We start from the raw sequence: 16,721 nt of genomic DNA, 5'->3' as shown, positions 1-16,721 counted from the left end.
GAAAGCAGCCATGAAACAAACATATACGTTATGGGATAAAAGCAAACAGTTCTTCCATATTCTTCTTCCAATTTTAATTACACAAGTAGCGCTTTATTCGATGAATTTTTTTGATACGACAATGTCCGGAAAGGTCAGCCCGGGAGATCTTGCAGGGGTTGCAATCGGTTCAAGCGTATGGGTTCCGGTATATACAGGACTGAGCGGAATTCTGCTTGCTGTCACTCCTATCGTCTCTCAGTATGCAGGAGCCAAACAAAAGGATAAAATTCCTTTCACGGTCATACAGGGCCTCTATTTGTCAGTTCTCCTTGCCTCAGCAGTTGCAATAGCGGGATTCTTTGCTCTTGATCCGATTCTGAATTCCATGAACCTGGAAAATCACGTTCGGGAAACAGCCAAGTACTATCTTGCAGCGCTGGCTTTTGGAATACTTCCTCTTTTTTCATATAATGTTCTGCGCTGCTTCATAGACGCACTTGGCTTTACGAGAGTCTCTATGTTTATTACTCTGCTTTCCCTTCCTATTAATGTGGTTTTTAACTATCTGCTTGTCTTCGGTAAATTTGGATTTCCCGCTCTCGGAGGTGTGGGGGCAGGGGTAGCATCAGCGATAACGTACTGGTCGATTATGCTGATCTCGGTTTATGTCGTTTATAAAAAAGTTCCCTTTGCAGAGTACGGCATTTTCAGCAGATGGTATAAGGCTTCTGTCAAGGCATGGCTCGATCTGCTTAAAATCGGGATCCCTATCGGCATTGCGATTTTCTTTGAAACAAGCATTTTCGCTGCTGTCACTCTGCTCATGAGCAACTATGATACGGTGACCATTGCTTCTCACCAAATCGCTATTAATTTTGCCTCCCTTCTGTATATGCTGCCGCTCAGCATCTCAATGGCCCTTACCATCGTAGTCGGGTTTGAGGTTGGCGCCAAACGCTATAAAGATGCAAAAATATACAGTTATCTCGGGATTGTGCTTGCTGTTATCCTGTCTTCGCTTACAGCAGCAGTCATCTACTTCTTCAGAAGTGAAATTGCCGGAATCTACACAAATGACGGGATTGTCGTTGCCCTGTCTGCGCAGTTTTTAATCTACGCCATCTTCTTTCAGCTTTCTGATGCGATTGCTGCTCCAATTCAGGGAGCCTTGAGGGGATATAAAGATGTAAATGTCACGCTTATCATGGCTCTTGTCTCTTACTGGGTGATAGGGCTGCCAACGGGATACTACCTTGCAAACAACACAGATTTCATGGCTTTCGGATACTGGATTGGACTGATTGCGGGGCTTGCAGCTGCGGCTGCAGCACTCTCCGCCAGACTATGGTTCATTCAAAACAGAGTTTATGGTAAAAGACAGCGGGGCTGAACATTACAGCTCTTATACAAAAAACAAAACCCCCGGGTGCACCGGGGGTTTTTGTCTATCTTCAGGAAACCATTTTTATCAGCTGGACCTGATGACGATTGAAAGTTTATAGTTCGCATATAAATTCAAGTCATTTAAAAATTCATCCAGGTCCTCATTTTTATCGAACTTGCATTCAATTAAGTAACAGCTTTCCCCGCTTATTTTATACAGCTTGGCGACATTCTTTTTTTCTATAAACTCAAGCAGAGGTTTATGGTTACGGTTTCTTGTGAAAACATTGATAAATGCATGAATCATTTTTCCTGTTTTCTGGTCATTTAAATTGATGGTATACCCTTCAATAATGCCCTCTTCTTCAAGCTTGAGTACTCTGGCTGATGCTGCCTGACCAGTCAAATGGACTTTTTTGCCCAGTTCTTTCATGGTCATTCTTCCGTTATTTCTTAGCTCCTCAATAATCTTAAGGTCTGTTGCATCCGGCATGCGGCAAACATCCTTTCAATAATCAAGCCAAATGGCTTTAAGACTTGATTTCATCTATGTATTACCTTCTGCATGTATTTTATACTAAGATAGAAAAGTTGAGAAGGAGGAACACAATGTACATTCAGCAAATACGAAACGCCACTTTAAAAGTCCAATATGCGGGTAAAACCTTTTTGATTGATCCATTTTTCGCAGAAAAACATGCAATGCCGCCGTTCCCTAACACACCAAATCAGGATGTGAGAAATCCGCTTGTTGATCTTCCTGTACCGGTTGAAGAACTCACTCAAGCCGATGCCGTTATTGTTACACATTTGCACCCTGATCATTTTGATCAAGCTGCTGCGGAAGCTTTGTCTAAAGACATGACCATTCTCGCGCAGAGTACGGAAGATGCAGAAGAAATCCGTAAATATGGCTTTACTGATTGTTCAGCGTTTGATGATGTTCAGCTTTTCGAAGGCATCAGGCTGATCCGGACATCAGGACAGCACGGAAGAGGAGACATCACCAAAATGACAGGACCCGTTTCGGGGATTGTCTTTAAAAATGATAAAGAGCCGACATTATATGTTGCCGGAGATACAGTCTGGTGCAGCGAGGTTGAAGAAGCGCTTGATCTCCATCAGCCGGATGTTGTGGTTGTAAACGGTGGCGCAGCGAGGTTCCTTGAAGGCGGTCCGATTACAATGACAGCTGAGGACATTTTTACTGTTAAGGAAGCAGCTCCTCAGGCTGAGATCGTCGTTTCGCACATGGAGTCTTTAAATCACTGCCTTTTATCCCGAAGAGAGCTTAACCGTTTGATTACAGAGAAAAACTTCGGCAGCACTGTTTTTGTGCCGGAGGACGGGGAAACACTAAAATTCTAAGTACAGAAAAACGAGTGCGGAATGAAATCCGCACTCGTTTTAGTCATTCCATTTATATGTCCAGAAGATTTCTTTCTCAATCCATTGTGAAACTTCAGGATCTTTGTTTTTGAACTTCTCTTCCATTTGCTTCAGCATGCCCTCTGTCTGGCTGCGGTGAGCACGCAGCGCGTTCAGCTTCATCTCGGCAACACTTGTAATATCAACTGTCACATCATGCTCGCCAAGAACCTCCGTACGATTACGGGTAATGGCGATGCAGTATGTTTCCGGCCTTTCTTCAATCGGCTTTCTCTTCAGGGCATGAATGACTGCTTCCCCAGTTGCATCATGATCCGGATGAACCCCGTGACCGGGATAAAATGTTACAACAAGCGTCGGTTTTACTTCATCGATGATGTTTTCAATGATATCCGCAAATGTGTCAATGTCTTCAAATTCAAGCGTTTTATCGCGAAGGCCAAGCATTCTTAAATCCTGCACATTGAGTGCATCACATGCATCCTTCAATTCTTTTTTTCGGATTTCAGGCAGCACTTCTCTGTTGGCAAAGAGAGGACTTCCCATGTTCCGGCCCATTTGCCCGAGTGTTGCACAAGCATAAGTAACCGGAATTCCTTCTTTTCGTTTTAAAGACATTAATCCCCCTACGCCGAATGATTCATCATCGGGATGAGGCAGGACAACTAATACATGTTCTCTCATCTTTTCTTCTCTCCTTCTACTCAGCAAACGGTGTTTCGCTGATCTGAAGCGCGATGGCAAGCTTTCCGTCGCGGTCATGCCCAGCCATCAGCAGCTGATTGTTTTCATTGTATACCCAGTCTGTCAGGCCTTCTGCATAAATCCAGCCATGATCCATTTTAAGTCCGACCCGGTATGGGCCCTGTCCTGTAATTTTTGCCTGGTTAAACGAGACTTTTGCATTTCGGATAAAAGCAACGACCGTCATGTTATTTTCATTCATATGGGCAGAATATGCGCCGGTTGTTGTTTCAAGATGCACATAAACTTCTTTGTTTACTAAAACATCCAGGTGTTTCTGAATATCTTCTTTGGAAATTGGGACCATGTGATTGCTCCTTTATGTAAGTACTATCCGTTCTTCTGCTACTTTTACATGCAGGTCCATCAGGGCGATTTTCTCCTGATCACTGAGTCCGGATGCTGAAATGCGCTTCATAGCAGAAAAGAATTTCTGCTCCGGCTTTTTGCGGAGCCTGGGATGAGTGTGTTCATCCTTAAGGTCTCTTTCAATGGCGTCACAAAGAGTCTTCATTTCGTCTGATGACGCCTCAAGACTCCGGTTTGACCAAAGGTTTCTGTATGCTTCAAGCAAGCTTCTGTCAAAACTCATCTTCTTCAACCCTTCCTGCATGTCTTATTGTATACCTAAAAATCATTTCAATGAAAGAAAAAAGCCTCGCACAAGGGCAGGCTTTCCTACAATCCCATTGTTTTCTTTTTCTTCCATTTCCATGCGCTTCCCTTCACGTGTGAAAAAGAGAACAGAACAAGCGCAGACCAAATGAGTGAGAAAGTAATCATTTCCGTTCCAGAAAATGATTCATTGTAAACAAGCACCCCTAGAAGCAGTGTAATTGTCGGGGCGATATACTGCAGAATACCGACCATGAATAAAGGAATGTGCTGTGCTCCTTTTGCAAACAGCAAAAGAGGAACAGCCGTGACGATGCCCGCTCCAATTAAAAAGGCATTTGTTGAAGGCGACCAGTCAAAAAAGGCTGAATTGCCTTTTGCCGCAATCGAGAAAATATAGATCAGAGCTGCCGGCATCACCATCAGTGTTTCAAGTGTAAGCCCGATCGACGCATCAAGCTTGGTTACTTTTTTCGTCAGGCCGTAAAAACCAAAACTTAAAGCGAGTACAAGAGCAACAAATGGAAACTTCCCGTACTGAAGCGTCATAAACAGCACGCCTGCAGCTGCAAGGCCAAATGAAGCATATTGCCACTTATTCAGTCGCTCTTTCAGGAAAATCATTCCGAGGAGGACGCTTATTAAAGGATTAATATAATAACCGAGGCTCGTTTCAAGAATATGGTTGTGGTTCACAGCCCAAATATAGAGATACCAGTTTATGCTGATCAGTACAGACGAAAGAACGAGAGACAGGAGCAGGAGCGGTTTTCTCAGCATGCGTTTGATCACATCTGCGAGCTGTCCCCACTGCTTTTTCATCTGAATGAGGAACATCATGAACAAGAACGACCAGAAAACACGGTGTGCCAGAATTTCCTCAGATCCAACATGCTCAATCAGCTTCCAGTAAACAGGGAGAATCCCCCATAAAAAATAGGCGAGTGCCGTATGCATCAAGCCTGTGTGGTATGCATCATATTGTTTTTGCTTCATTTTTACAGCACCTTCCTTTACAAGCAACATGCCAATTATAATCCTGAAACAAGGATTGCGACAAGAAAAAAATCTTAACCGTTGCCCTGAATCATTCATATAGTGAACTATACCTGCAAAAAAGGGCGTGACAAGCATGTTTCCCTGGAATAAGAAATTCCCCTTCAATCAGTCAGACGGACAGATGCCGGATGCCTTTAAAAACATGAACCCGAAAAATGTGGAGGATTATATTCAAACCATTATGGGCAACGTTTTTGGCGAAGGATTTCAAACTCAATTTCCCTATCAGGGCAATGTAGCGCCGGCAAAAACACAGCAGACTGTCTCCCGGAAGCCTGAACTGTTTGAAACGAACGATCACATTTTTGTAAAAATCAGCGCATCTGAAGAACAGGCTTCAACCCTCAGAATACAGCACAACAGCAATCAGCTCTTTATTATGAACTACCCGGAGAATGGAAAGCAGGAGAAAATTATCCTGCCGTCACTTGTCAGGAGAAAAGGCACAAAAGCCTCCTACAAAAACGGTGTTCTGGAGATCCGTCTGCAAAAAAATGAAGATCTTCAAATGTCGGAAATTGATGTTGTGCCAGAAAACTAAAATCACTGCACAATAATGGACCAGAGAATACAGGCTCTCTGGTCCATTATTTATCTGCAGAATCGATTTCGTCAGTATGGCCCTCCCGGGTAAGGTCCTCCCGGATAGCCTGGATAGCCGCCCGGTCCTGGGTATCCTCCATAAAATGGTGGCGGCGGTGGCGGATAATAATAGGGTCTAGGATAGTTAAACAAGGCACTGCCAAGAAATCCTCCTAGCAATCCTCCTACAAGCGGCGCTCCAAATCCAAAAAAGAATGGTCCTCTGTTGCCTCCGCCTCGGTAGCCTCTGGCTGGATAGTACGGGTACATGCATTCCCCTCCTCTTTATTGCTTACCTTATAAGGGTATTCACCTAAAAGGTTTTGGAGTGGGCGCATGTCTTAAAAAAACGAAAATAATCATCTGCTGTTTACGGTGTTTTCAACAGAGCCGTCCATTTTGTGTACAACCAATGAACAGTCGTTGTTCTTAACAAGCTCCCTGCCTTTTTCAACAGCTTCCTGCTTGGTGTCAAATCTGTAGCTTGCCCTCTTGCTGCCTTCTTTTTTAACCATCCATCCTTGTTCGTCTGAAACAACATGATATTCTTCTTTTGAATTGCTGTTATCCGAACTGCTGCCGTCAGCCCATTTTTCAGCCTGCGACACGGCAATCGGTATGGCGCGGCCCTCATCGTACCCGTCATCTACCAGTGCATTTCCAATTTCAATTGCTTTATCACGCGTCTTTGCGGGTAAATTTTTCATTGATTGAGGATAATCCTCTTTTGTCCATGGCATATTCTTCATTCCTTTCTGTTATTTTTTCTTATCTATTACCCGCCCTGCTTGATTGCAAACAGAGTCCTTCAATTTCACTCTCTATAAAAGAACATAAAAAAAGACTGTTTAACACAGTCCCTTAATGCTCATAGATCATTTTTCGGGTCATGCCCCCGTCGACCACCAGGTTTGCTCCTGTGACGAAATCATTTTCGGGGTCTGTCAGATAAAAGCAGGCTTTCGCAATATCCGCAGGCTTTCCTACCCTTTTAGATAAATGCTGCTCGTGGTCAACAGATCTCAGCTGATCGTATTCCTTTGTCTCAATCCAGCCGGGTGAGATGCAGTTTACTTTGATACGGTCATCGCCAAGCGAGGCGGCAAGCGCATGAGTAATGGCCACGATGCCTCCTTTTGTCGCTGCATATGCCTCTGAATTCGGCTCAGACATTTGCGCTCTTGTCGATGCTATGTTCACAATAAAACCGCCAGCTTCATTTTTTTTCATCACTCTGGCAGCTTCCTGAGAAGCGAGAAAAACACTTCTTAAATTTGTATTCAGCACATCATCCCAGTCTTCAATGGTTAATTCGTAAAATGGCTTAAAACGGGAGACACCGGCATTGTTTATAAGGATATCGATTTTGCCGGTTTCACGGACAGCCGTTTTCACCAGTATCTGAATATCTTCAATCTTTCTGACATCTGTTTGAACAAAGTGAATGTTATCAGAGCTGTCGGAAATGGCTTTCCCTTTTGCTGCGTCAAAATCTGCCAGAAAAACGCGGTCTCCTTTTTCTGCATATTGCCTGACAAGCTCCTCGCCAATTCCATTTGCTCCACCGGTAATGATAACAGTTCGGCTCATTTCATTTCCTCCCCAAGACAGTATTTATCCGCCCATTCTTTTACCTCATCCATAACCTTTTCAAGAGAATAGCCCATTTCTGTGAGCTTATATGTCACTTTTACAGGAGTATCGGGGATGACAACTCTCTCGACAATGCCAGCCGATTCCAGTTCTTTCAGCCTTTCAACAAGCATTTTTTGACTAATACTAGGAATAGTATCTGTCAGATCTTTAAACCGTTTAGGTCCGTCAAGCAGCACGTGGACAATTAAGCCTGTCCACCGCTTGCCTAGAAAACCGAAAGCTTTTTCCATTTTTGGGCACAAGTTAGATTCCATAGCGAATCTCCTTTACCAGCTTATTTCTTGACATCTATTCATCACCATATTATGATTTTACTATCAACACTTACTAAAAGTTAGTTTGTAACTTTTTGTATATTATACCTTATTTAAAATACTTATTCAACTTTGGAGGTTTTTCACATGACAGCAGCAACAACTGAAAGCATCTTATCTATTATGTCTGAACGCAGTTCTGTGCGCAAATATGATCCATCCGCAAAAATCAGCAAGGACGAGTTAAAAGAAATTCTGGAACTGACGGGAAAAGCTCCATCTGCATGGAACCTGCAGCACTGGAAGTTCATGGTTTTCCACAGCGATGAATCGAAAGAAAGACTTCTTCCTATTGCATACAATCAAAGCCAGATCACAGAAGCGTCTGCTGTAGTTGCCATTCTCGGCGACCTTGAAGCAAACAAAAACACAGATAAAGTATATAATCCTCTTGTATCAGCAGGTTTCATGAAAGAAGAAATTAAAGATACATTGGCAGGGCAGATTCACGGAGCATATCAAAATCCTGTATTCGCACGCGATGCAGCGTTCAGCAACGCGTCTCTTGCAGCCATGCAGCTCATGCTGACGGCTAAAGCAAAAGGGTATGACACTTGTGCTATCGGAGGCTTTAATGCATCTCAGCTTTCAGAAACATTTAAAATTGAGGATCGTTACGTTCCTGTTATGCTGATTACAATCGGAAAAGCAGCTAAGCCAGCTCACCAAAGCTCGCGAATCAGCATTGATGAACTAAGCACATTTTTATAAGGAAAAGACCGGCGGTTATAAAAACTTGCCGGTTTTTCGTTTTTTTCAGCTTCTTTTGGGGAAAGTAAGGTCAGATAAATCTACTTAAGGAGCTAATGCAGCATGATAAACATCATCATCGGATTGGTTTTGCTGATGGCGCTTGCCTATCTTGGCTGGTCCATCATCTGGATTGCGCCGCTTATTGCTTTAGTTGTAGCCGGCCTTGAAGGAGTTGACCTGCTTCCTGCCTATACGGAAACGTATATGAAAGGGTTTGTCGATTTTACCTTTAAATGGTTTCCTATTTTCCTGCTTGGGGCTATATTCGGAAAACTGATGGAAGAAACCGGCATGGCGCAGTCTGTCGCCTTTAAAATCACGCAGTTCATCGGAAAGAAACGAGCTGTGTTAGGCGTTTTAGTCGGAGCAGCCGTTCTTACATACGGCGGTGTCAGTCTGTTTGTCGTCGTTTTTGCCATCTACCCGCTTGCAATCGCCCTTTTCCGTTCTGCAGATGTGTCCAGAAACCTGATACCTGCAACGATTGTGTTAGGTGCATTTACCTTTACGATGACTGCCCTGCCGGGAACACCGCAGATTCAAAATATCATTCCAACCGATTATTTCGGCACAACTCCGACCGCAGGTCCGATTATGGGGATTGTTTCCGGTCTCATCATGGCTGCGGGAGGCTATTTCTATTTAGCCTGGCGAGGCAAAAAGCTCCAAAACAAAGGTGAGAAATTTACAGAGCCCAATGGCGGCGACAAAGTAAAGGACATTGATCCGTCACAGCTTCCAAACGCCTATCTTTCGATTATCCCCCTGATTGTTGTTGTAGTCGTTCTGAATGTGTTTAAATTGGATATTCTGCTTGCACTTGTCATTGGGATTTTATCCATCATGCTTCTTTCCATTACTAAATTTAAGATGTTTATCAAATCAATTAACGGCGGAGCTGCAGGTTCTGTGATGGCCATTGTCAACACAAGCGCTGCAGTTGGTTTCGGAGCAGTAGTGACAGCTGTACCGAGCTTTGAACAGCTTACTGATCTAATTCTTGGAGTGAAAGGGAATCCGCTTATTTCAGAGGCAATTGCCGTTCAGCTTTTGGCCAGTATAACCGGTTCAGCCTCCGGAGGAATGGGAATTGCTCTTGAGGCTCTGGGAAGTCAATATATGGAGCTTGCCAAAAGCACAGGTATTTCCCCTGAAGCTTTTCACAGGGTTGCAGCAGTTGCTTCCGGCGCCTCAATCCTTCCGCATAATGGAGCTCTGCTTACACTCCTTGCGGTTACAGGACTCAAACACAAACAAACCTACCTGGATGTTGCCGTAGTAGGACTAATCATTCCGATCATAGCTGTCATTGCAGCAATTGCACTTGCATCCATGGGATTATATTAAAGAATAAAGGAGCGGTTGACTATGTTAAAGGATAAAGTTGTATTTATTACAGGAGCTGCACAGGGAATCGGCTATGAGGTTGGCGAGCGGTTTGCTGAAAACGGAGCAAAAGTTGTTTTAACAGATGTAAATGAAGAAGGGGTAAAAAAAGCAGCCGAACAGCTTGCCCAAAAAGGCTATGAAACACTCGGCCTGAAATGTGATGTGACAAACGAAGACGAAATCAAAAAGGCCATTGATGACACCGTTGCCCATTTTGGCGCATTTCACATCCTTATTAATAATGCAGGTCTTCAATATGTATCACCAATTGAGGAATTCCCTACAGAAAAATTTGAGCTGTTGATCAAAATTATGCTGACGGCACCGTTTCTTGCTACAAAGCATGTTTTTCCGCATATGAAAAAACAAAAATACGGACGCATCATTAACATGGCATCCATTAACGGAGTCATCGGATTTGCCGGAAAAGCTGCCTACAACTCAGCCAAACACGGAGTCATCGGACTTACAAAGGTTTCAGCGCTTGAAGGAGCTGCAGATGGCATTACCGTCAATGCCCTTTGCCCAGGATATGTTGACACTCCTCTCGTACGCAACCAGCTTCAGGATCTTGCCAAAACGAGAAACGTGGAACTGGAAAAGGTGCTGGAAGAAGTCATCTACCCTCTCGTTCCTCAAAAACGTCTGCTTTCAGTTGATGAAATTGCTGATTATGCCGTTTTTCTGGCAAGTGATAAAGCGAAAGGCGTGACCGGACAGGCCGTGCTTCTTGATGGCGGTTATACGGCTCAGTAACAAGAAAAAATGCCTGGATTCTGTTTGAATCCAGGCATTTTTTATATGATTTTTTCCCTGTACCATGCAGCCGCTGCTTCCACCTCAGAGGATGTCAGCTGATGGCCGTGGTTTTCCCAGTGCACCAAGACATTTCCCCCTGCACCTTTCAATAGATCCGAGAGCTCCTCTGTTTCTTCCGGACGGCAGATTGGATCGTTCATGCCTGCCCCGATAAAAATTGGCATATCACTCAGTTCAGGAATGGCTACGCCACGTCTTGGCACCATCGGATGATGAAGGATCGCTGCTTTTAACGGCCGTTCAAAGTGGAATAACAGGCTCCCTGCTATATTTGCCCCATTCGAATACCCGATTGCTGTTACTTCTGAACGGTCAAATGAATATGTTTCTGCTGCTTCAGATAAAAAGGCATTCAGTTCATTCGTTCTGAAAATCAAATCTTCTTCATCAAATACACCTTCAGCGAGTCTTTTAAAAAACCTCGGCATGCCATTCTCGAGCACGTTTCCCCTTACACTAAGAATATTTGCTTCAGAATCAATATGTTTGGCGAGCGGTATAAGATCATTTTCATCTCCGCCAGTGCCGTGAAGCAGCAGAAGAGTTCTGTTTCGGTTCTTTCCTTTTTCAAAAAGGTGTTTCATGATGTGTCCCCTTCCATGATGACAGGGTCTGGCTGCACGCCAAACCCCTTATTTTTGAAAATTATTGCATTCCTTTTTTAATAGAATCAGCTACCATAACTGTCCGCTTAGCCTGATGCTTAACGGCCGGTTCAACATTCTCTTTTAAATTCCCGTCCTGATCTGCTGTAACAGAAGTGCCGTACGGATTTCCTCCAGCCTCGAACAGAACCTGGTCTGTGTATCCCGGAGCAGCAACAATTGCACCCCAATGGTACATCGTTGTATAAAGGCTTAAAATGGTTGCTTCCTGACCGCCATGAGGATTACTTGCCGATGCCATTGCACTTACTACTTTATTAGCAAGCTTCCCCTGGAACCATAGTCCTCCAGTTGTATCAAGAAACTGCTTCATTTGAGCAGGTACGTTTCCAAACCGGGTCGGAACGCTGAAGATGATGGCATCTGCCCATTCAAGATCGTCAAGCGTAACTTCAGGTACATGCTGAGTAGCTTCGAGATGCGCTTTCCATGCTTCATTGGACTCAATCGCAGACTGCGGAGCCAGTTCAGGAACTTTTAACACTTTTACTTCCGCTCCCGCTTCCTTTGCTCCCTCTTCAGCCCATGAAGCAAGCTTGTAATTTGTACCTGTAGAACTGTAGTAGATGACGGCTAATTTTACATTTGACATTCCGGTCTCTCCTCATTTCGGTTCGAATTTTATCTTTAAGTAATATATCTCGAAGTCGAATTAATTATATGCTGACCGCATAAAAAAGTCAACAATTAACAGTTTCTATAGGTAATATACCCATGAATACAGGGAGAAAACGTGTTTTTTTCAGTTTGTTAAGGTTAAGTTGGCGAGCTATGGTTTAGAACACTTTCTGAGGTTGGGATTCCTGACAAAGCGTTGTTAACTCAAGTTAAGAACACTTTCTGCTGGCCGAATCCATAACTAAGTGTTGTTAACTCCGGTTTAGAACACTTTCTCCTGTTCAAATGCCTGACAAAGTGCTGCTAACTCAAGTTAAGAACATTTTCTGTCAATCGAATCCATTACTAAATGTTGTTAACTTCGGTTTAGAACACTTTCTGCTGGCCGAATCCATAACTAAGTGTTGCTAACTCCGGTTTAGAACATTTTCTCTTGTTCAGAGCCTTGACAAAATGCTGCTAACTCAAGTTAAGAACACTTTCTGCTGGCCGAATCCATAACTTAGTGCTGCTAACTCCTTCTCAGAACACTTTCTCCTGTTCTAAACCATGACGAAATGCTGTTAACCCCTCCTTTAACACTTTCTCCCCTTCATCAAGTGAAGCACAACCCCTGTCAGTCAGCAAAATTCTTCACATAGAAAAAACCGAACTAATGAATAGTCCGGTTTCTCTTTTTCATATTCGTTTCTTTACTTCATTTGTTCATTCAGCACTTCGAGCGCTTTAGACATCTGCGTGTCGTTTTCCTTCAGTTTTGCCTGCAGGAGTTCCAGCATTTTAATGGTGGTTTCTCCTTTTATTGTTCCTGTTTGGCTGAGGTTGTTTTCAGTCTGGAACCTGGTAACTGCTTTTTTGGTTGTTTCCTCAAAGAATCCTTCTGTTTTAATGTCCTCATAGCCCAGTGCCTGCAGCATCTGCTGTGCTGCTTTTACTTCTGCTGATGAGTCTCCCTGTTTCAGTTCTTTTTCAGGATTTAGATACGGGAGATTGGCGTAAGCCGGAAGTGCTGCTTTGTGCTGGGGCTCTATCCCTTTTTCATGAATCCAGGACCCATCCGGCGTCAGCCATTTTGCGATCGTGTATTTAATAGAAGATCCGTCTTCAAAGCTTTTGGCAGTCTGAATCGTTCCTTTGCCGAAGGTTTTTTCACCGACAATCGGGATGCCTGCAGACTGATTAAGGGCTCCTGCCATAATTTCAGCTGCACTTGCTGTTCCATTATCGACGACTACGACAACAGGTACGTTAACGGCTGAATCGTTTTGTGATTTTTGAACTTCTTTTGTTCCATCCTTATTTTCAATCTGCATAATCGTTTTGCCTTTTGGAACGAAAATATCGCTCATGGCAATGGCTTGATCAAGCAGTCCGCCAGGATTCTGACGCAAATCGAGAACAAGACCCTTAACGTTCTGGTCATTCAATTCGTTTAATGCATCTGCGAGCTCTTTTCCGGTTGTTTCAGAAAACTTGGTAATCTGAACTTTTCCGATACCATCTTCTACTTCCGTGTAAACCGTTTCGAGCGGAATGGTATCTCTCGTCAAATTAAAATCAAGCTGTCCGACTCCGTCGCGTTCAATGACAAGCTGAACCTTTGACCCTTTTTCGCCGCGGATCAGCATGACAGCTTCATTGACTGTCATTCCTTCCACACTTTTATCATCCACTTTAAGAATTTTATCTTTTGGCTTAAGTCCCGCCTTTTCAGCAGGGGAACCTTTAATTGGGGAAACAATCATGATTTTGCCGTCAGATTCCTGAACCTCTGCCCCGATTCCTTCAAAAGAGGATGAAATGTTTTCATTGAAGCCTTTTGCTTCTTCCTGATCCATATAGGCTGAGTATGGATCTCCAAGTGACTGAAGCATTCCTTTAATGGCTCCGTCTACAAGCTTTTCTTCATTAGTATTCTGATAAAATTCGCCCTGAAGCGTGTCGTATGTAGAATAGAGCTTTTCAAACGGATCACCGCCGGTTCTCTCAGCCCCGCTTACTCCTGTGCCTTTTTGAACTACGGCAAACGTAATTCCGGCACTGATGACAGCCGTCAGCAGGATTGCGAACAAAAATTTCAGTTTGTTATTGGACAAAGTAACACCACCCTCGTTATGTAATCATTATGAGTAACAGAGAGAAAAACGTCAACTAAAATCACCATGAAACAGATTCCCTCAAACAGTATGCTCTATATATGAAAATCCATTCTTTCGGCATGCCTTCTCACACCAAAAGCAAAGCCATCATATCCTAATCAGAAAGGAGTGGTTGAAGATGCCGACTTATCTGGATCTGCTGGCACAGCTCGGCGTTGGCGGCGCCCACCCAGGGGGTTTTTTGCTGACAAAGGAAATCATTGAACTTGAGATAATTCCCGAATCAGCAGCTGTTCTTGATGCCGGATGCGGAACGGGGCAGACCATGCAGTTTTTAAAGTCCATGATTAAGGATGTTAAAGGACTTGATCCTGATCCTGTCATGCTTCAAAAAGCAGCAAAAAGGTTAAACGATTCTTCCTGCCTCATCAAAGGATCGCTCGAGGAGCTGCCTTTTAAGAGCCGCAAATTTGATTACGTTTTTTGCGAATCGGTTTTAAGCTTTACTGATGCAGAAACTTCCATCAAGGAAGCATACAGGGCTTTAAAAGAAGAAGGCATTCTTCTTGCCATTGAAATTGTAAAATCGGAAAGTGCCGAGAAGCTGATGGCAGAAGAAATTGAAGCGTTTTATGGATTCAAATCGCTGTTAACTGAAAATGAGTGGATCAATCTTTTTAAAAACACAGGATTCACAAGCATAACCGTAAAATCTCAAGAAGACTTTTTAATAGAAGAGAATGAACCAACAACCGAATTTGATATGTCGGAGAATATTCCAGAAACCTACTTTGATATGCTTGCAAAGCATGAAAGTCTCAGGGAAATCTTTCACCGCGCCGTCCAATTTCGCATTTTCAGGTGCGTAAAATAAAGGCACCGGGGTATTCGTACAAACCCTTCCTGCTGTTTTTTCATAGTTTATGGTGAAGCAGGTGAAGGGAGGAAAAAAAATGTCGCAAAATCATTATAATCTATGCTGCCAATATAACGGGCAGGTAGTACGCATCAGCGATCGTTTCGGCAGACAGCACGTTGGAAGAATTACAAATGTTACAAGACAGCGTGTATTTATCCAGCCGCTTGGCGGACGCGGACGCGGCGGATACGGCATGGGCTATTATGGCGGATACGGACCAGGCTACGGATACCCATACGGGATCGGTCTGGCATTTGTAACAGGTGTTGTTCTTGGCGGTTTGCTGTTCTGGTAAAAAAATTAAGGTAATTAAAAAAGCAGTTCATCACATTTAAGAGATGGCCTGCTTTTTCTTCATAATGATTGGGATTTCATTGTATATTTCAACAATTTCGCTGATTTTCATCCTGACAAGTCCGCTGGAAGATGGTGCCGCAAATTCAAGTACACCCATGGCAAGCGGATCGGGCTGGAGACCCCAAGCGGCTTTTTTCTTGCCGCTGTATGCGAGGTAAACTCCTTTTCCAACAAAACAGGCAAGCTTGGGCTGATAGGTTTGGAGCTTATTAAGCAGCTGCACTCTGCCTGCTCTGTATTCGCCTGGAGTAATTTCAGCAGCCGTTTTAGTCGGACGGTGAACAATGTTTGTGAAACCGATTCCCTGGTCAAGCAGATCCTTGTCTTCAAAAGGGGAAAACAGTCTGTCTGTAATTCCCGCCTCATATAGAATCCGGTAGAAACGGTTGTTTTTGCCCGCATAATGATGCATGACCTCTGCTGAATACAGGCTTGGATTGAAGCCAATGAACAAAAGATCCAGTCCGTGTCTGATTCGGTCGAGCTCAGACCCGCTCATCAGATTTTCTTCACTTTTTTAAAGTATTCTTCAAGAGTCAGCTGGTTTTCAACTATTTCTGTCGCTTCTTTTACCCCTACATAACGCAGGTGCCAAGGTTCATATGAGAACTTTGTGATCTCTTCTTTGCCTTTTTGATAGCGGATGATAAATCCGAATTTATGCGCGTTCGCCTGTACCCATTTTCCTTCGGGAGTATCTCCGAATTTTTCCGTAATATCCATATCGGCGCTTTTGCTTGTAATATCCATCGCAAGTCCTGTTTGATGTTCGCTTTGGCCCGGAAGCGCAACCGTCTCAAGTGCTGTTGTGTCTCCTTTTCGTTCCTTTTCTACATTTAAGATGCCGGTCTGGCGTTCATATGACCGGTAACCGGAGACTGCAAATAATTCTACTCCCTCTGAAGCTGCCTGTGCGAACAATCGTTCAAGGGCTGCAGCTGCTTCTTTTCGAATATAGCGCTGCGGAACCTCTGCATCGCCAAAAGAAAATGGAACATTCGGGGAGACCAGATCAGCAGGCTCGTAGTCAGCCGGCAGGGAGAACTCTTTATTTACGAGTACCATCCTGTTCTCTGGGTTCGCAATCGTTTGCTTTCCATTAACCTCTTTAATTTGATTGAAAAACGGCTCTTCTAATGTCAGAATTTCTTCTTTAACTTCTTTTTCCGGCTCTATTTTTTCTTGATGCTCCTGTGTCTTTGCCTGTCCTTCTTTAAAAGGGTTCAGGCTTTTGGAAAAATCCAAGCCGGAACATGCTGAAAGCATCAGTGTCAGCGGCAAAACAGCAGCCATTGTTTTTTTAGTTGCACTCAATTTCATTCACCTTACCTGCATTTTGACATTTCATAGCTTTTATTTTATCACTATTGCCTAAAAT

Annotated in this window: 22 protein-coding genes; 8 read left to right on the top strand and 14 right to left on the bottom strand. The window is 43.6% G+C overall.

The genetic code is table 11. The features are described 5' to 3' along the window. Nucleotides 1–10: 10 nt before the first annotated feature. Nucleotides 11–1,372: an MATE family efflux transporter gene (locus MHB63_18955; GenBank protein ID MEK3808606.1), complete on the top strand. Its 1,362-nt coding sequence runs from the start codon at nt 11–13 to the stop codon at nt 1,370–1,372. Nucleotides 1,373–1,450: 78 nt separating this feature from the next. Here MHB63_18955 and MHB63_18950 read toward each other — a convergent pair whose 3' ends face one another. Further along, nucleotides 1,451–1,858 (bottom strand): Lrp/AsnC family transcriptional regulator, encoded by a 408-nt coding sequence (locus tag MHB63_18950; protein MEK3808605.1) that lies wholly within the window; start codon nt 1,856–1,858, stop codon nt 1,451–1,453. A gap of 116 nt (nt 1,859–1,974) precedes the next feature. Here MHB63_18950 and MHB63_18945 point away from each other — a divergent pair, with 116 nt between their 5' ends. Next, complete coding sequence (locus MHB63_18945; protein ID MEK3808604.1) at nt 1,975–2,733, top strand: MBL fold metallo-hydrolase; 759 nt, start codon at nt 1,975–1,977, stop codon at nt 2,731–2,733. 39 nt (nt 2,734–2,772) lie between these two features. On the opposite strand, the gene bshB2 is transcribed toward MHB63_18945, so the two are convergent. The 4 genes from bshB2 to rarD all read right to left on the bottom strand — a co-directional run bounded on the left by bshB2 (nt 2,773) and on the right by rarD (nt 5,109). After that, complete coding sequence (bshB2, locus tag MHB63_18940; protein MEK3808603.1) at nt 2,773–3,438, bottom strand: bacillithiol biosynthesis deacetylase BshB2; 666 nt, start codon at nt 3,436–3,438, stop codon at nt 2,773–2,775. 16 nt (nt 3,439–3,454) lie between these two features. Next, nucleotides 3,455–3,805 (bottom strand): YojF family protein, encoded by a 351-nt coding sequence (locus tag MHB63_18935; protein ID MEK3808602.1) that lies wholly within the window; start codon nt 3,803–3,805, stop codon nt 3,455–3,457. A 12-nt stretch (nt 3,806–3,817) separates the two neighbouring features. Further along, nucleotides 3,818–4,090, bottom strand: coding sequence for a hypothetical protein (locus tag MHB63_18930; protein ID MEK3808601.1), 273 nt, complete (start codon nt 4,088–4,090; stop codon nt 3,818–3,820). Nucleotides 4,091–4,176: 86 nt separating this feature from the next. After that, nucleotides 4,177–5,109 carry an EamA family transporter RarD gene (gene rarD / locus MHB63_18925; GenBank protein ID MEK3808600.1) on the bottom strand — a complete coding sequence of 311 codons (933 nt, stop codon included), beginning with the start codon at nt 5,107–5,109 and terminating at the stop codon, nt 4,177–4,179. 136 nt (nt 5,110–5,245) lie between these two features. On the opposite strand from rarD, the gene MHB63_18920 reads away from it, so the two are divergent. Further along, the gene (locus MHB63_18920; GenBank protein ID MEK3808599.1) at nt 5,246–5,713 is read left to right on the top strand and encodes a spore gernimation protein GerT; all 468 of its coding nucleotides are present in this window, start codon (nt 5,246–5,248) and stop codon (nt 5,711–5,713) included. Nucleotides 5,714–5,784: 71 nt separating this feature from the next. Here the strand turns inward: MHB63_18920 and MHB63_18915 are convergent, their stop codons facing one another. From MHB63_18915 to MHB63_18900, 4 genes are all read right to left on the bottom strand, one after another. Then, on the bottom strand, nt 5,785–6,024 hold the full coding sequence (locus tag MHB63_18915; protein ID MEK3808598.1) for a hypothetical protein: 240 nt from the start codon (nt 6,022–6,024) through the stop codon (nt 5,785–5,787). An 89-nt stretch (nt 6,025–6,113) separates the two neighbouring features. Beyond that, nucleotides 6,114–6,494 (bottom strand): DUF2188 domain-containing protein, encoded by a 381-nt coding sequence (locus tag MHB63_18910; protein ID MEK3808597.1) that lies wholly within the window; start codon nt 6,492–6,494, stop codon nt 6,114–6,116. A gap of 121 nt (nt 6,495–6,615) precedes the next feature. Beyond that, nucleotides 6,616–7,344 carry an SDR family oxidoreductase gene (locus tag MHB63_18905; GenBank protein ID MEK3808596.1) on the bottom strand — a complete coding sequence of 243 codons (729 nt, stop codon included), beginning with the start codon at nt 7,342–7,344 and terminating at the stop codon, nt 6,616–6,618. Continuing rightward, nucleotides 7,341–7,664 carry a winged helix-turn-helix transcriptional regulator gene (locus MHB63_18900; protein MEK3808595.1) on the bottom strand — a complete coding sequence of 108 codons (324 nt, stop codon included), beginning with the start codon at nt 7,662–7,664 and terminating at the stop codon, nt 7,341–7,343. The genes MHB63_18905 and MHB63_18900 overlap by 4 nt, the downstream gene beginning before the upstream one ends. Nucleotides 7,665–7,811: 147 nt before the next feature. Between MHB63_18900 and MHB63_18895 the strand changes: the two genes are divergently transcribed. The 3 genes from MHB63_18895 (at nt 7,812) to MHB63_18885 (ending at nt 10,622) form a co-directional block, all read left to right on the top strand. Continuing rightward, nucleotides 7,812–8,435 (top strand): nitroreductase family protein, encoded by a 624-nt coding sequence (locus MHB63_18895; protein MEK3808594.1) that lies wholly within the window; start codon nt 7,812–7,814, stop codon nt 8,433–8,435. Between the two features lie 102 nt (nt 8,436–8,537). Further along, complete coding sequence (locus MHB63_18890) at nt 8,538–9,824, top strand: GntP family permease (protein MEK3808593.1); 1,287 nt, start codon at nt 8,538–8,540, stop codon at nt 9,822–9,824. A 21-nt stretch (nt 9,825–9,845) separates the two neighbouring features. Then, nucleotides 9,846–10,622 (top strand): 3-hydroxybutyrate dehydrogenase, encoded by a 777-nt coding sequence (locus tag MHB63_18885; protein ID MEK3808592.1) that lies wholly within the window; start codon nt 9,846–9,848, stop codon nt 10,620–10,622. 41 nt (nt 10,623–10,663) lie between these two features. On the opposite strand, the gene MHB63_18880 is transcribed toward MHB63_18885, so the two are convergent. The 3 genes from MHB63_18880 to MHB63_18870 form a co-directional block, all read right to left on the bottom strand. After that, a complete protein-coding gene (locus MHB63_18880; GenBank protein MEK3808591.1) occupies nt 10,664–11,269 on the bottom strand; it encodes an alpha/beta hydrolase in 606 nt (201 codons plus the stop codon). Between the two features lie 61 nt (nt 11,270–11,330). After that, nucleotides 11,331–11,942, bottom strand: coding sequence for an NAD(P)H:quinone oxidoreductase (gene wrbA, locus MHB63_18875; protein MEK3808590.1), 612 nt, complete (start codon nt 11,940–11,942; stop codon nt 11,331–11,333). 718 nt (nt 11,943–12,660) lie between these two features. Beyond that, nucleotides 12,661–14,064 (bottom strand): S41 family peptidase, encoded by a 1,404-nt coding sequence (locus MHB63_18870; protein ID MEK3808589.1) that lies wholly within the window; start codon nt 14,062–14,064, stop codon nt 12,661–12,663. Nucleotides 14,065–14,161: 97 nt separating this feature from the next. Between MHB63_18870 and MHB63_18865 the strand changes: the two genes are divergently transcribed. Continuing rightward, the gene (locus tag MHB63_18865; protein MEK3808588.1) at nt 14,162–14,941 is read left to right on the top strand and encodes a class I SAM-dependent methyltransferase; all 780 of its coding nucleotides are present in this window, start codon (nt 14,162–14,164) and stop codon (nt 14,939–14,941) included. A gap of 79 nt (nt 14,942–15,020) precedes the next feature. After that, nucleotides 15,021–15,281 (top strand): hypothetical protein, encoded by a 261-nt coding sequence (locus tag MHB63_18860; protein ID MEK3808587.1) that lies wholly within the window; start codon nt 15,021–15,023, stop codon nt 15,279–15,281. 36 nt (nt 15,282–15,317) lie between these two features. On the opposite strand, the gene MHB63_18855 is transcribed toward MHB63_18860, so the two are convergent. Next, nucleotides 15,318–15,842, bottom strand: coding sequence for a mismatch-specific DNA-glycosylase (locus tag MHB63_18855; GenBank protein ID MEK3808586.1), 525 nt, complete (start codon nt 15,840–15,842; stop codon nt 15,318–15,320). Then, complete coding sequence (locus MHB63_18850) at nt 15,842–16,663, bottom strand: M15 family metallopeptidase (GenBank protein MEK3808585.1); 822 nt, start codon at nt 16,661–16,663, stop codon at nt 15,842–15,844. Before MHB63_18850 ends, MHB63_18855 begins: the two co-directional genes overlap by 1 nt. Between the last annotated feature and the right edge of the window lie 58 nt (nt 16,664–16,721).

The organism is Bacillus sp. FSL H8-0547, from assembly GCA_038002745.1.
Classification (GTDB): Bacteria; Bacillota; Bacilli; order Bacillales; family Bacillaceae; genus Bacillus_P.
This window is presented reverse-complemented; position numbering and strand designations above follow the sequence as displayed.